9 protein-coding genes are annotated in these 15,389 nt (G+C 45.2%); 4 read left to right on the forward strand and 5 right to left on the reverse strand.

Translation table 11 applies throughout. The annotated features are described in order from the left end of the window. Position 1: 1 nt before the first annotated feature. The 3 genes from ABIE10_RS19190 to ABIE10_RS19200 all read right to left on the reverse strand — a co-directional run bounded on the left by ABIE10_RS19190 (position 2) and on the right by ABIE10_RS19200 (position 3,652). Entirely contained in the window at positions 2–700 is a 699-nt protein-coding gene (locus ABIE10_RS19190; protein ID WP_103767028.1) for a fimbrial chaperone, read from the reverse strand. Continuing rightward, complete coding sequence (pefC, locus tag ABIE10_RS19195; RefSeq protein WP_429156675.1) at positions 693–3,050, reverse strand: PefC/AfrB family outer membrane usher protein; 2,358 nt, start codon at positions 3,048–3,050, stop codon at positions 693–695. Before pefC ends, ABIE10_RS19190 begins: the two co-directional genes overlap by 8 nt. A gap of 68 nt (positions 3,051–3,118) precedes the next feature. Further along, the gene (locus ABIE10_RS19200; RefSeq protein WP_103767030.1) at positions 3,119–3,652 is read right to left on the reverse strand and encodes a fimbrial protein; all 534 of its coding nucleotides are present in this window, start codon (positions 3,650–3,652) and stop codon (positions 3,119–3,121) included. A gap of 344 nt (positions 3,653–3,996) precedes the next feature. Between ABIE10_RS19200 and ABIE10_RS19205 the strand changes: the two genes are divergently transcribed. Together ABIE10_RS19205 and ABIE10_RS19210 are read left to right on the forward strand one after the other, a co-directional pair. Then, entirely contained in the window at positions 3,997–7,833 is a 3,837-nt protein-coding gene (locus tag ABIE10_RS19205) for a S6 family peptidase (protein ID WP_429156677.1), read from the forward strand. A 922-nt stretch (positions 7,834–8,755) separates the two neighbouring features. Next, positions 8,756–9,580, forward strand: a complete 825-nt coding sequence (locus ABIE10_RS19210; protein ID WP_429156680.1) for a helix-turn-helix transcriptional regulator — start codon at positions 8,756–8,758, stop codon at positions 9,578–9,580. 186 nt (positions 9,581–9,766) lie between these two features. On the opposite strand, the gene misL is transcribed toward ABIE10_RS19210, so the two are convergent. Together misL and ABIE10_RS19220 are read right to left on the reverse strand one after the other, a co-directional pair. Beyond that, the gene (misL, locus tag ABIE10_RS19215; protein WP_429156683.1) at positions 9,767–12,607 is read right to left on the reverse strand and encodes an intestinal colonization autotransporter adhesin MisL; all 2,841 of its coding nucleotides are present in this window, start codon (positions 12,605–12,607) and stop codon (positions 9,767–9,769) included. 75 nt (positions 12,608–12,682) lie between these two features. Beyond that, the gene (locus ABIE10_RS19220; protein ID WP_046276006.1) at positions 12,683–13,300 is read right to left on the reverse strand and encodes a helix-turn-helix transcriptional regulator; all 618 of its coding nucleotides are present in this window, start codon (positions 13,298–13,300) and stop codon (positions 12,683–12,685) included. Positions 13,301–13,877: 577 nt separating this feature from the next. Between ABIE10_RS19220 and ABIE10_RS19225 the strand changes: the two genes are divergently transcribed. Together ABIE10_RS19225 and ABIE10_RS19230 are read left to right on the forward strand one after the other, a co-directional pair. Beyond that, on the forward strand, positions 13,878–14,651 hold the full coding sequence (locus ABIE10_RS19225; protein WP_049282829.1) for a winged helix-turn-helix domain-containing protein: 774 nt from the start codon (positions 13,878–13,880) through the stop codon (positions 14,649–14,651). Beyond that, the gene (locus ABIE10_RS19230; RefSeq protein ID WP_016155024.1) at positions 14,648–15,112 is read left to right on the forward strand and encodes a hypothetical protein; all 465 of its coding nucleotides are present in this window, start codon (positions 14,648–14,650) and stop codon (positions 15,110–15,112) included. Before ABIE10_RS19225 ends, ABIE10_RS19230 begins: the two co-directional genes overlap by 4 nt. Positions 15,113–15,389 lie beyond the last annotated feature (277 nt).

Raw genomic sequence — 15,389 nt, forward strand, 5'->3', positions numbered from 1 at the left:
ATTAATGTTGAGAAATATTATATTCTCTATCAACACCGTAATCATCAAAAGCAACGAAACTAATATTTCCAGTTAGTTTTTTGTTGAGTGATATTTTCTCAAAAGGAGAAAATACAGCTATTTTATTTTTAACATCATCTCCCAGATTTACATTTTTTCCATTTTGCTTAACATTGATTACCGCAAAATAATATGGAGAGTCATTGAACAACACCGTACTGCTTTCATCATTAATAAGTTTTATGTTCTTTTCTGCATTTTCTCTTTTGTCCTTCAATATATCAGGTCGATATATCATTTTCACCTGAGTGTGAAGGGCGATAGACAATGCATTTGCGCCATCTTTTGGTGCCTTCGGGATCTCCTGTACGTTTATCCAAAAGAGAGATTCTTTATCTTTTGGTAGCGCATCATTAATTTTCAGGATACGCAGGATCTGTTTGTGCTGATCGGCCACTTTAAAGAACGTCGGGCTGGGTACAAAATAGACGTTCTTGTCGTCTTGGTCCTGGTTTTCAATCCATATCTGTCCGCCATATTCCTGAGTAGACTGGTTATCAACCTGTACAGAGATATTCTCTCTTTTTTCATCAAACACATAACGTGTGCTGTTAAGGACAAACGCCGCATGACTTGATGCTGTAAATAACAACAGTGATGCAGAAATGAAAAACTTTCTCAGTGTATTGTTCTTAGCCACACTTAATCTCCTGTACTTTACCCATATCTTTCTGCAGCGATCGTGAATCGAATTTGCAATCACCAACCGAAATGATCCCTTCATCTTTATCTTCAAGATTCATTAACAGAATCCCGCCGTTGTTGACGTAGCCGATTTCCTGATTTTCTGCATTTTTAGCGATGCTTCCCATTGGAATAACAAAACCATTACTGCTGATGACTTTTACGATATACGTGTTAATTTTTCTGTATTTCACTTTTTTATAGATAATCGCGTTTTCCGTCGGCGTCACATTGATTGCGTTTTCTGTTAACTCAACGCTCTGTGGCAAGTTATCCGCATTGACGGTGATGGTATTATTGTTATACGCGGTTAAAGGTATGACAGCGCGCCCTTTTTTATCGCCAGGCATGGAGCCATTAAATCTGACGCCTGGAACATCATCCATTTGTACAACGGCAATTTCATCATTTTTCACTGGCGTAAAAAGAATACCTGCATCTGGCAGTCCGATAACACTTCCGCCAACCTGGAAGGAAGAGCTGGACGTGTTCCCCATTTGCGAATAGCTGGCCGAGGTTTGAACCTCATCAAACAGATAAGAAGCTGAAATCGCGCTTCCCGTGGTGTTGCGTGACTGACTGATGGATGCGTTATAACTCAGGCGAGAATTAATGCTTCCCGAAACACCGGTATTGAAATTCGTACCATTACGGCGATCGTAATTTATGCCAGAGAAGCTATAGTGCGATTTATCAAACACGCTAAAGGGCACGCTCAGTGAAATACCGGTGTTATAATCGTTTTCCATCCCCTGCAGTCGGGAATACCCGGCATTCAGAGAGACAGAAATATTATTAAAGCTCTTACTGAGGTTCAGGTTTGCACCTACCTCACTGGAACTGTCCCAATAGTCTTCCTTCCAGGCCGACATGTTGAAGAACACATTCATTTCCGGAAGCTGATAGGTGATAATCGATTCGTATCGCTGTTTAGGCCTGTTGTTTAACAGGCTGTAATAGCGATAGTTAAAATCCGTGTAATCAATATAGTTTTCTGAGTTAAAACGATAACCAATCAACTGTAAATTTGCGTTTTCCCCTAAGGCGCGGGCATATTTCACCGATGCGCTAAAGCCGTTCATGGCTTTACCATTATGGTATTTTGCCTGTGACAGGTTGCCACTCATTGCCACCGCGCCAAACCAGCCGAAAGAGCGGATCAGACCCAGACCAATGTTGTTATAGTTTTTATCGACCAGTGCAGAGGTATTGAGCGTAAAGGGCTCAAAACCGTAATCATAAGTAATTTGCGCGAATAAGCTGTCATCATCACGCTTGTCACTGTATTGGTCAACTTTACTCCCCACCGCGATATTGTAATTATAATTACCGGGTTTCAATAAATTTGGCAGCACGGCGACGGGGAATCGCTGTTCTTTTACCGAACCATCCTCTTCATAAATTTTTAAGATAATGTCGCCAGAATATACACCGGTCAGATCGTTAATCACAAAAGGACCCGGTGGAACCACGAACGACTTTAATGTGTATCCACCTTGTTCGACTGTGACACGGGCATGTGTTCTGGCAATACCATTAATGACCGGAGCATAAGACTGCGAGTCCCAGGGATACATATCCTGATTGGACTTTAACTGCGCGCCATAAAAGGTAAAACCATCGTTCAGGGTATTGTAGGACTGGGTTTTACCGATAAGAATATCTGATTTAATCGATTTTATCGCATGTGTTAACAGCAGGTTATTGCTCTCAAACTTTTCTCCCTGATATGCATACCCCCTGCCCAACAGGACCCATTCGCCGATATTAATCTGGCCTTCGATGTTACCGTATGTTGTCCGATCCTGGTCAGTAGATTTTGACGTATTAAGATCATAGGCGAGTTTGAAACCGGTACTGCCATAATCCCAAGTGCCGCCTTCCTTTTTTGAATCTATAAAGCCAGCCTGAGGCATATCGATTGATAACTCCTGCAAGGTAGGATCAAATTTTACCCGACTGTTCTTTTCTTTATCGATAAGATAGCAGTTGCGTGCGGGATTAAGATACAGTTTATAGAATTCTTTATTGATATGAATGTTTTGTTCCTGTAGCCAGTTATCAGAAAGGCAAATATGCTCAGCATCATCATTGCTGATAGCTAATTCTACAGAGGCCGCTGTCTTGGAGCCATTAAATAGTAAATCGACAACATAGTTTCCGGGTATGTTTTGCCCGGTATTCTTCAACACCTCAGGTACATCTTTACTACCACCACGGATAAAACTGTAGTTAAAATCGTCGGCAAGAATTTCATTCGACCATAAATGAAAAATGATAGCGACACATAATACTTTTATTTTCATTTTTAATCCTTGCCGACGAAAATATTATTTAAGAAGGGAGTAATAACTCCCTTTTAATAAAAAGATAATTATTTATAGGTTACAACATAGCTTGCAGATGCATTGAATGGGCCTGCAGTCAGAGCTGCGGTAGGTTTTGCAAGTACTGCGCTATAATCAAAAGATTTAACACCACCCTGGGCAGTATAATCAAAAGAGGTTTGCCCTTGTTTGATATAAGCATTATTACCTGTCTGGGCAGCGTTGGTTGCTGCAACCAACAAATAAGCGTTAGTACCCCCAGTAGCGGCGTTATTAATACCTGCCGCATCCAGCGTGGAGGATGTCCAGGCTACATTAGCAGAAGTTTTAGCAAGGCAAGTCGCATCTTGAGGTACCAACTTAAATTGGACAGGAGTACCATTTTTGGTTGATGTATTTGAAAGAACACCTAAATTAACATTTGAAATATCCCCACCAGCATTATCTTTCAAAGAAAGATCGCAAGTAGCAGTCGAAACACTACCCGTAAAGTTTACAGTACCGGTGTTTGGCGCAGCCATAGCACTAGACGCTACACCCAGAACTGCCACAATTGCCGAACCTAAAATCAGCTTTTTCATTTTATACTCCATTAATAGGCTTAATTCATAATTCAGCTCATAACAATCTTAATGAGCGAGACGGAATATATTGATCTAAAAACTCGCTGGCAAACCCAAAAATAGCAATCATTACTTTTTTATCGGTTTTTTTTATTTGCGATTCGGTCAATTTTATTATTTCAATTTTTATAACTAACTCTTTTATTTTCAATAGAGCTGATAAAAATAGAAAAAGGTGGCAGTAAATTCCTCATTACAATGCTCTTTCAGGATAAAAAAATAAAAAGACGCTTTTTTTTATTGACTGAATCTGATTTTCATTTAAATGTCATTTATTTAAGCGGATAGTGACTGGGGGAAACGTGAATAAGATATACGCGATAAAAAAGAACAGTAAAGGTGAGGCGGTTGTCGTTTCAGAAGTCAGTGAAGGTATAAGGAAGAACATCACTCCACGGATATCAATAAGCGTACTGCTAGTGAGTATGTTGGGGATATTATCTTCTGCTGCATCAAATGCTTCTGTTGTCAGCAGTGGGGTTAATTATCAAACATATCGCGATTTCGCTGAAAATAAAGGCTCGTTTAAACCAGATGCAGAAAACATCCCGCTATATGATAAAAATGGAAATGTCGTCACCACGTTAAATAAAGCGCCCATGATAGATTTCAGTTCTAATGACAGGACTGGGGTTGCTACATTAGTTGCGCCACAATATATCGTCAGCGTTAAGCACAATGTGGGCTATAAAAAGGTGAAGTTTGGTTACAACGACGACACTACCTACACCCTGGTTGACAGAAATAACCACAAGCGAGACTTCCATACCCCCCGACTAAACAAAATTGTGACAGAGGTTAGCGCTCTGGATATGACTGACGCGGGAACGGCCAAAGGCACATATCAGAATCAGGAGCGGTTCCCCGTTTTCTATCGGGTCGGTACGGGAACGCAATATGTAAAAGATGAGAGTGGTAAACTGACTAAGCTGTCAGGGGCATACTCGTATAAAACCGGGGGGATCGTAAATCATCCGTTTATTTCGGACTGGAGTTTTGTCACTAATACAACAAATACGCCACTTTCCACCTATGGTACACCTGGCGACAGTGGTTCCCCACTGTTTGCCTGGGATGCTAAGCAAAACAAATGGGTTGTCACTGCCGTGCTCAATTCTTACGCAGGTGTGAATGGAAAAACTAACTGGTATACGATCATCCCTGTCGGAGATGTGGCTGATACCATGAAACAGGACGCTGATGCTCCCATTAAATCACAACAAAATGAGGGAGATATTCGCTGGTCATATGATGATAACACAGGCGTTGGCACATTAACCCAGGGTGCAGCCTCATGGTCAATGCATGGCAATTTCGGCCCTACTGCGCCAACCTCATTAAACAGCGGTAAAGATCTCACCTTCCAGGGCGGTGGCACCGTTGTATTAGAACATGCCGTTAACCAGGGTGCAGGAACGCTGACTTTTGATGACGATTATACGGTCAAACCGCTCGACTCTCAGACCTGGAAAGGTGGTGGGATCATTATCAACGGCGATCATAGCGTTGACTGGCAAGTTAATGGTGTTCAGGGCGATAACCTGCACAAACTTGGTGTCGGGACATTAAAAGTTAACGGCACGGGAATCAACCCCGGAGGGCTGAATGTTGGCGAAGGAACTGTCGTCCTGGCACAACGGCCGGATAGCGATGGTAATGTTCAGGCCTTTAATAATGTCAGTATTGTAAGCGGTCGCCCAACCGTTGTTTTAAGCGATGACAAACAGGTTAATCCCGACAATATCAAATGGGGCTATCGCGGCGGTAAGCTCGATATCAACGGTAACAGCCTCACCTTCCATCAGCTGAACGGCGCCGACGATGGGGCGATTCTGACCAACAGCGGGAGTCAGGCCTCCGTCAACCTGGATTTCAACAAGCCAGATGTCACGACGGCGGTTGCCAACATCTGGCATGGCCATTTTACCGGTAATGTTGATGTTAAAAATACCGTGACGCCCGGAACGCAGAACGACTTTGTCATGGATGGTGGGATGAACACGGAGGGAAACTTCACCCAGCATAATGGCCGCCTGTTTATTCAGGGGCATCCGGTTGTACATGCCGTCAGTACTCAGGCTGTCGCGGATAAGCTGAAGGCGCTTGGCGACAATTCTGTCCTCACTCAGCCGGTTTCCTTTACCCAAAGTGACTGGGAGACCCGCCAGTTCAGCCTGAAACAGCTTAATCTTTACAATACTGATTTCAGTCTGGCGAGGAATGCCAGCCTCAATACAACGCTTTTTGCAGACCATTCTGCCGTGACGCTGGGTAGTGAAGATCTCTATATCGATCTCAATGACGGTAACGGTGTGAAAACCACGCCGTCATTCGGGCAGTCAAAAGCGACAAACGACGCCGATCGGAGCCGTTTCACCGGCCGCGTACAGCTGAATAACGGTTCTACTCTTAACATTAATGAGCATTTTACCGGCGGGATTGACAGCGCAGACAGCTCGGTGACGGTGGCGTCCACCGATGCCGTTCTCAACCAGAAAAGCAGCTTCAGCCATTCATCGCTGTCGCTGGCGGATGGCGCGAAGCTGACGGCAACCTTGGGTCTGATTTCTGACAGTGAAGTGGCTGCCGGTGCGGGATCGACACTTTCGCTGTTGTCCGGACAGTACTCGGCTGAGCGCTGGCGCTTTAACGGCCAAGGCACCACGCTGAATGTCGGCACGGGTAGCGTAATAACGGGAAATATTCAGGCGAATGATACTGCCAGCCTGAATTTTGGTACAGCAGAGGAAGCCAGTGAGAATCTGCTCACGGCTTATGGTGGCAACCTGAGTGCGCCACTGGCAGGCGCGGTGATGACGAATACCCTCTGGCAGGCGAACGGGCAGTCCATGGTGAAATCCCTCAACCTGGACGGTTCGCAAGTGCGCTTCAGCAAAGCCGGCTCACCAGGCTCTCTGACAGTAGACACCCTGACTGCAAGCAACAGCCAATTCGTCATGAACACTGATGGAAAAACGGCAGATACGGTAACGGTTAACCAGTCGCTGTCCGGTAAAAACAATGCGCTGGTTGTTGTCCCGTCTGTGGCTTCAGTGAGCCAGGGAATGTCATCCGTAGCGTTAGTCACAGCGCCGAAAACGACGGCTGCCGATGTGTTCACGCTCAAACCAGTGACACAGCGCGCGGGTATTCATACCTTCACGCCGCAATTGGGCATCGTGGAGAGCGAAAACAGTAAACAATGGCGGCTGGAAGGATTTGACGTGCAGCAGGACAACGCGGCGCTGCAGGCCAGCAAATCAGTTATGAATGCGGGATTTAAAAATTTCCTGACAGAGATGAACAACCTGAACTACCGCATGGGCGATCTGCGCAACACCCACGGTGAAACCGGGGCGTGGGCGCGAATCTTCAGCGGTACGGGTTCCGCTGAGGCGGGCAATTCCAACAGTTGGACACATCTGCAGATTGGAGCCGACAGAAAGCACGCGTTTGACGGCGGTGATCTGTTTACCGGTGTGACGGCAACGTTCACTCACAATAGCAGCCATGGTGATGGCTGGTCCGGTCAGACAAAATCAACCGGTATCGGTTTCTATGCTTCCGCGATGTTTGACTCCGGGCTGTATGTGGATGCAATCGGTAAATATGTCCGCCACGATAACCACTATTCGGCAAGCGAAATCGAAATGCCGGAGCAGGATTACCGCTCACATTCCTGGTATCTGGGCGCAGAAACCGGCTGGCGCTTCTCGTTACCTGACGAAACCTTTATTCAGCCGCAGACGGAATTGGTTTATGGCTCGGTGTCAGGAAACCGGTTTGACTGGCAGTCTGCAGGCTCAGACATCCGTATGCAGCGTAAGCAGGATAATCCATTGATAGGTCGTACCGGCGTTGATATCGGTAAAACCTTCACAGGTAAAGACTGGAAGTTGACCGCGCTGACGGGCGTTCATTATCAGTATGACCTGTTTAATCCTGCGAAGACGGTCATTCGTGATTTTGCCGGGAAAACGTCCATCAGAAATGGTAAAGATAGCCGGGTAAACTTTAATTTCGGTGTCAATGCTGAAATAAAAGAAAACACCAGGATTAGTCTTAATGTTGAGCGTTCGGCGTTTGGTCATTACGATATTGATAAGGCAATTAACGCCAATATTCGTTATTCATTTTGATTTTAAATTTTGAGCAAGTAAAAGCCTGAATCGATAGTTCAGGCTTTTTTATGGATTAATTGCAAGTGATAATTAAATCCATTTACACTATAAATTGTGGTACATAATTTTATCGCAATGGACTATTTTTTAGGGTGGTTTTTGTACTTTTCATACCTTATAGTCACTTTTAGTTAAGGTGTCTAATACATTTGATAGCGAAGAGTTCTTATGTCCATTGCTTTTTTATTGGCAAGTAAAAATGCTTTTTTCAATTACGGATTATCATTGCTCGCCAATGACAATTCAGATATTAAATGTTACGAGTGCAGGAATTTTTATTCTGCTCATGAAATACTGAATAAATATAAAAAAGTCTATTTGGTTTGTGACAGGGATGATTACTTATCTTACTGCTTTTTGATGGAAAAATTCCCGGTAACCTGCCTCTGCTTTAAGCAGGTATCATACCAGAATGAGCAGCTACGTGTGTTCTCAAGCCGAACACCTTCGCCTGCTTCAGTGTTCAATGGCTTGACGGATGATGAACGAAAAATAGTCTATCTGTATTTTTTTAAGAGGAAGAGAATCGGAGAAATCGCGACGCTAACGCAGCTAAAAGAGAGCAGTATTTATTATAAAATACAATCGATTAAACGCAAACTGGGGGCTGAATCCAGCCGAAAGCTTCCGATATTGCTTAAGAATTTTTTTCTTGCACCGAATGTGTGATTACCATATTTCCGCACTATTTCTAATTGAAAATATTAAAATTGTTAATCATCTCACCAAAGCCACTGGGTAATTCTTTGTATTTTAAAGAAATACATAGTTAAAAAACAAATAATTAGAATTATACACTTTTTCTATTATTAAAAAATTCCGAGTTTACATGGCTGATAACCCATGAAATTATATGCATGCAAAGCATGGGGGTGACTGTATGAATAGCCAAAGTGCTTTAAGTAACCTTATTTTCCCGGCTAAGGAAAATTTTGCACACAACAATCTGTTGGTGCTGAAAAAAATCCGTTTTTATAACTGTGCGATTATCTATCTGCGGGATGCGCAACTGCTTATAAAAACAAAAGATGGGCAGTCCTTTAATGTTCCCCCTGAATCACTTTGTTACGTCGAAAAAAACACCGTGATTGATATTACATTAAAAGTGTTAGGCAAAGGTGTTCCCTATGAGCTCTATCAAGTTGACAGTGATGTATTGAGTTGTATCTGTAAAGTGATGGAACCGCTTCTGTTGGATCCGCAAAGCGTTAACCAGATGCGGCGTAAAATATTTACTTGTTCTGTTGATGAAACAGATACAAAAATTTTCAAACGATTAACTGGAAGCGATGTCCCACAACACCGACAAGTTTATAAAATAACTTATCTTCTTTCTAAAATGAGGGATATAGAATCGTTAGTTTATTCCTTGTCAGTATCAACGGATACCACCTTTACTGAGCGGCTGAAGTCAATCATTGAAGCTGATCTCTCTAAATCTTGGAAGCTGGCAGATCTGGCGAGCATTTTACATATGTCGGAGGTGTCGATTCGTAAAAAGCTGGAGAAAGAGAGTAATAATTTTAATACGCTAGTGCTGGATATTCGCATGCATCAGGCAGCAAAACTCATCACCACTACCGAGAAGCATATTAATAGAATCGCCAATGAAGTGGGCTACACCAGTACATCTTATTTTATTCGTAACTTTAAAGAGTTCTTTGGCATTACACCGAAGCAGTTTGCTTTGAAAGTAAAAAAATAGTCCTGATGATTTATACATACAATTTTCCTTAAATTATTCTTCTATATCTTTAAGGAACTCCACAGAAAAAAACGGCTTTGGCGCAACAGGTGGGGGGATTGCTGAAATCTTTATCCGGCCTCCCCCCCACAAAAAATAAAGCCGCTGACCCATTAATCAGCGGCTTTTCCATTACCTGCAACTACGTCAGAAGTTATATTTCACGCCCAGCATACCGCGGGTATCGCTGTAGCCTTTATCGCCGACCTGTTGGGCCACGTTGCTCCACACGTTGAGCCGCGGAGTGATTTGGCCTTCAACACCGACTTTCAGCTCGCCAATGTTCTTGGTGCCACGCATGTCGTTGCTCACATCATCCATCTTCACGCGAGTCGTCTGCGTGTTGTGGATCCAGTTGGCTTCAACAAACGGCTGGAACTCACGAGATTTACCGTCGTCGATGGCGTTGTGACCGTTGATAAAGGCTTTTACCCCCAGACGGGTCATCAGGTTGCCATCGGTGTTGTCCTTCACGCGGGTACCGTTCGCTTCACGGTGGCTGTCGGCCTGCACGTCCATCCACACCACCTGAGCTTTCGGTTGCAGCCAATAGCTGTTGCGCTCATTTTCACCCAGTTTGAAGCTGTAACCGGCTTCAACAGAAGCGGTGATCCCGCTGGATTTATATTTCTCCGTCGCCTGCTCCTGGCCCATCACCTTGTTATCAAACCAGTTGTACAGCATCCAGGTGTCTACATAAGTGCCGGTCTTGTCAGCGTCATTGGCATACCAGGTGCCGTACAGCCCCACGCTGTAACCGGTGACCTGACCACGTGAATGGTAGCCGGTCAGACTGGACTGCGTGCGGTTCTGGCTGTTGGCATAACCAGCCATCGCGCCGAGGTGCCAGCGGTCGAGGCCGTCGCTGCTCCACTGCGCCAGGTCACCGCCTAACTGCAGGACATAGCTGTTGCTTTGGGTTTTCAACTGCCCGCTACCGTCTTTGAAGCGGGTATGTGCCCCGACGTTACGCATCCACAGACTGGTGACTTTTTTCTCGCCCGTCAGCATATCGACGTACTGCGTTTCCCCCAGACGATCGTGGAGTCGGGTCATGAACAGCGTGTTAGCAGCGTAGTTGTTCGCCAGATAACTGCCTGCTTCCGGGCGGTACTGCTGCTCAGTGACAGGGGGCGCAACAGGTTCTTCCGGCTCAGGGATAATCGGGTCGACAGGATCGACCGGGTCCGGGTCAACAGGACCTGGGTCAATAGGGTCAACCGGGTCCGGGTCAACGGGATCTGGGTCAATAGGGTCAACCGGGTCCGGATCGACGGGGTCCGGCTCTTCCGGATCCGGCGGAGCAGGAATAAAGCTGGTCAGATACCAGTTGCTGCCCTTTTGCACCACGTTATAGTCGTACGCACCGGCAACAATACGGCCCGCTTTCTCAAAAGTACCGTCAGAATTACCGGCCACTTCGATGATCTCAATTCCCTCAACGGTTTGCGCCCCGGTTCCGCCAATATTGTTCACCGCCACAAACGCGTTACCCGCGGTGTTGCCGAGCACTTTCAGCTTGTCGGTTTCGGAGGCATCGTCATTCAGGACGGTATTGAAAACGAGTTTTCCGCCGTTGCCGGTAAAATCTTCATTGATAGTAAGCGTCTGCCACGGTTCGCCGTCAGCATGCCCAAAGTTCACCACTGACCCGCCGTTCAGCGTCAGGTCAGTGAGCGTTGAGCTGTTGGTCATGTTCCAGGTCGCATCGCTCATTTGCAGCGAGATAACCCCCGTCCCGGCAGTGGCGCTGGTGACGTATGACGCCCCACTCCACAACGAGTTGTCAGTCATATTGAGTTTGATGGTACTGTTTTGCTGCGGCTGGGTGTTGTTTGCGGCAGTAGCACCGGCGGCGTGAAGATCGCCGTCGATAAGGAAACGCCCGCCAGCAGAACCGTCGACGATGCCGCCCGTTTCTGTACTGATGGCATAGCTTTCATTGCTGTGATTGCCCGCCATGGTAATGGCGGCGCCACCTGCCAGGTTTATCGCACCGCGTGAAATCGCATACAGGCCGCGTGGCGCTTTGCTGTATGACGCCGCTTTCGCCGAATTGTTGACGTTGATCGTTGCGTTTTCGCCGAGATTCACGGTTGCATTGGTGGAATAAACCGCATGTGCGCTGGCGCCGTTGACCGTAATCGTGGCATTGTTGCCCAGTTCCGTTTTGGAAGATGAGGCGGCATAAATCCCTGTCGAGGAAGCACCCGACGTCTCGATGGTGGCGTCATTGCCAAGGCGGATTGAGGACCCGCTCTGCCCAGTGCGGAGACCTTCTGAGCTGCTACCGGTCGTCACAATGTGTGCCCGGTCGCCGACGATAATCGTATTTTTAGCCAGCGTTTCGTCTCTCATCGCGTTTGCCGTGATGCCGCGCCCCTGGTTACCGGTGGTTTGAATATACAGATCGTCGCCGACGTAAATGTTGGCCGAGCCTTTCCAACCCTGCCCATTATTATAGGCGTTGTAACCGGCGTTAATACCATCACCATCCTGGCCGTCCACATAAATACTGGTGCGATCCCCGGTGATAATAAAGACTGGATTATCCGGCGTATTAGCCCCGTGCGTGCGGATACCGTCAACATCTTTACCATTATTAGCGGCATTCTTTGACTGTGTGCGAATCGTCAGGTCGTCACCGAAAATAACGCCCGGGCTACCCGTCGTGCTGTTCTGAATAACGGTAATGGTGTGTTCGAAGGCTTCTCCTCCTGGCCCATTCAGCGTTAATCCATGACCATAAACGGGAATGGTACCGGCACTCCACTGATAAACATAATTCGGCGTAGCGCTGGTTTTTTCGAAACTGGCATTCGCTTGTGCAGGAAATAAAGCCTGCAACTCCGGCGAAAGACTGCTCACCAATCCACTGGCAGGAAGACTATCAATATCAATCCAGGCCGCGTGGGTTGAAAATACCATTGACGTTAACGCGGTTGATACCGCTATCGCAATGCGTGAGTAATGCTTAGGTTTTTTCATAATAGCCTCCTGCTTTCGGGCGTAGGGCGTCCACCACATCGCAAAGATGTGAAAATAGTAAAAATCAAAAATGCGTTATAAAATATTCGACAGTATTTGATGAATGCTATGGCCTAATTTATCTTCAAGCCTGAGCTTGTAGACATATATTTTCTTAATATCTATATTATCTATTTTTGTAATTTGCTGAATACTTTTCCCTGACACAAATCGCTTCAGTAATATCATTTCTGTATAGTTGAGTGAGCGTCCGCGTTTACTGTTCGCAAGGTGGCCGGTAAATAATCGGCGAATTTTCTGATGCTGAACTTCATCATCATCATCGGAATATATAATCCCTTGTATTTTATTGCTTTTCGACAGCCAGTAGTTGGCTAACGGCGCGAGATTCCTGTCCGCTATCAACACAATATACATACCGCTGTAGGCCAGCCGGTCAACCCATTGCGGATCGGCGAACAGGCGCAGGTTTGGGAAGGAAAAGTCTACAAAAATAAACCCACGCGACAAATGATTTTGATTATTAAGGAGAAGTTTTTCAATAATTCCTTTTTGCAGAAAACTATTTCCCTCTGGCCAGATCGCAAAAGTGGCTCGGTGACAGTAGCTGGCGCGTACCACAGTATCCGGAAATAATTGACAGGATAATTCACAGCTTATGCAACGAACACTCTGTGATGGTGATCTCTTCATCAAAAATGACTCCTGTTATTTTTCCATAAATATTTCATTGGTAAATAAATGTGTCAATCCGACACGTGTGACATTCCTTGTCAGTTAATAACAGTGACACCTAAAAAATGTAATAAACTCCTGATATGTTATTATGTATAGGCTATAAGTAATGCGATTGCGCTAAGCTTTTTTCTGCTTTATCTCAGAATAACAGTCTGGGTATTAGGAATTTTATGCATAAATCCAAATCCCAGAATAAAAATTAAAAAAGCACTATTTGCTAAAAATTAACCAATGAAAGGGGCTCTTATTAATTACACAATTCTGATAACTCAATCCCCCTTGAAGTGCTGTTGATAAATATAATGAGAATTCAGATAAAACTGTAATGAATTCTCATTATTTAACATTAGTTAATACTTACCTAAGAACCTACACACGTAACGCATTGTATTTAAAGTGTTTTTAATCCTTAAGTGAAATTCTTATCTTCGATCACGTACAAAGAGTGAGGCATATTCACGATTTGGATGTAAAATTTAAGGTATGTGTAGGCACACGCGGTGATACGTTATAGTTACTGAGGGCTGGGCAATTGTACCTTATCAATCAGTTGGTCGAATTTAATCCTGACAGCAAAAGTCTGGTCAATCGTCAGACCGGGCGCGCAATACAACTTCAGCTCCCAGCTTCGCTTTGCTTTCTCTATTTAATTACTCACGCAAGTGACATTGTTTCGCAGAACACATTGATAAAAGTGGGTTGGGGTGAGAGAAATAATGTGACCACAACCAACACATTTTACCAGGCTATTCTGACGCTACGTAACGCGCTGGCGGATGTGGGTCTGCCACGTGATACGGTGAAAACTATTTCACGACGCGGACTCAGATTAAATGAAAATACGCAGGTAGAGGCGATAACGCATCCTCAGAGTGAAGTTTTCCAGTCACCGCTAATAGAGGAATACGCGCCCCCAAAGATAATTCCTCCCGCGGCACAACAAACGACGCGGGTCCCTTGGTGGAATATTATATTTAGCGCTGGCATCGTTATTGCCACATTGATTATCTGGCTGGTGTGGTATCAGACACGTCCTGTTATGCCGTTTAGTAAATTCATTTCTGTTTCTATGCAGGTCCCATCTCGGCAAAACTGTAAAATTTATTACTCACTGAATGATCACGATCAGGAAAATTATTTCAATCTGATGCAACTGCACCCTTCTCTCTGTGAAAACAACAAGCATGTTTTCCTTTCCGGCTACCGTAAAGCGGAGAGGATCGTGGCATTTGTTTGTGATAAAGATGCACGGGTAGATGCGCACGCGTTTTGTACTACCCATTATTACTGGATGCGCGGGCAATGAAAAAAATACACCACCTTATTTTAATCGTAATCGGCGTGGCGACATTGCTCGGCTCAGGCGGATGGCTATGGCATTCACGCTATGCCGAAAAGCAGCTAAATTGCGTTGGAAATGTCGAATGGAATATTGGCAGCAACCGCTTTGCAGGTACGGTTTCATTTCGGATGTACAAAGATGCAGGGCTAGCGACCATTACCGGAAAACTGTACGGACGTAATACCTCAGACATTAGCAGGAACATCTATTTCAGTTATACCCGGCAGCACGAAGCCCGAGTGCTACAGGCAATGCAGGTGGTCAAAACCTTCGCTGACAGCGCCGATGAAGCTGATATTAACAACACATTACCCGGATTTTACCGTCAAAGCGGACGAAACCTGAGCCTGGTTATGGAGGAGTATAAGGGCGCATGGATTTTTGCCAGCTCAAATGTCCCCTCGCTGTATTGCCGCAAAAGGTAACGTCATATCCGGATACAAAAAGCACGCCCCCTTCAATAGAATTCATATTTGCCATCATCGACTTACGCGACATGGGTCACTGAATCCACTCATATCCCATTGCTATTCTTCATCCCGAATCAGGAAACATCCTGAATACCACGATATCCATTGCGCAATAATTAAGCGAAATGGGCGTTTTATTTTGCCCAGAAGACTTCAACCTACGGATGGATATTTGGAGAAGACGTGGACAGGGGCGTTTATCTCTCTCGCGAGCAATGTCTGAGCGTTCAGT

This window comes from Citrobacter sp. 506 (assembly GCF_050434985.1).
Taxonomy (GTDB): domain Bacteria; phylum Pseudomonadota; class Gammaproteobacteria; order Enterobacterales; family Enterobacteriaceae; genus Citrobacter; species Citrobacter braakii.

What these genes read in the sequence shown, in the direction of transcription:
- pefC (WP_429156675.1), bottom strand. Translation starts at nt 3,050, where the DNA reads ATGAAAATAAAAGTATTATGTGTCGCTATCATTTTTCATTTATGGTCG.
- ABIE10_RS19200 (WP_103767030.1), bottom strand. Translation starts at nt 3,652, where the DNA reads ATGAAAAAGCTGATTTTAGGTTCGGCAATTGTGGCAGTTCTGGGTGTA.
- ABIE10_RS19210 (WP_429156680.1), top strand. Translation starts at nt 8,756, where the DNA reads ATGAATAGCCAAAGTGCTTTAAGTAACCTTATTTTCCCGGCTAAGGAA.
- misL (WP_429156683.1), bottom strand. Translation starts at nt 12,607, where the DNA reads ATGAAAAAACCTAAGCATTACTCACGCATTGCGATAGCGGTATCAACC.
- ABIE10_RS19220 (WP_046276006.1), bottom strand. Translation starts at nt 13,300, where the DNA reads ATGAAGAGATCACCATCACAGAGTGTTCGTTGCATAAGCTGTGAATTA.
- ABIE10_RS19230 (WP_016155024.1), top strand. Translation starts at nt 14,648, where the DNA reads ATGAAAAAAATACACCACCTTATTTTAATCGTAATCGGCGTGGCGACA.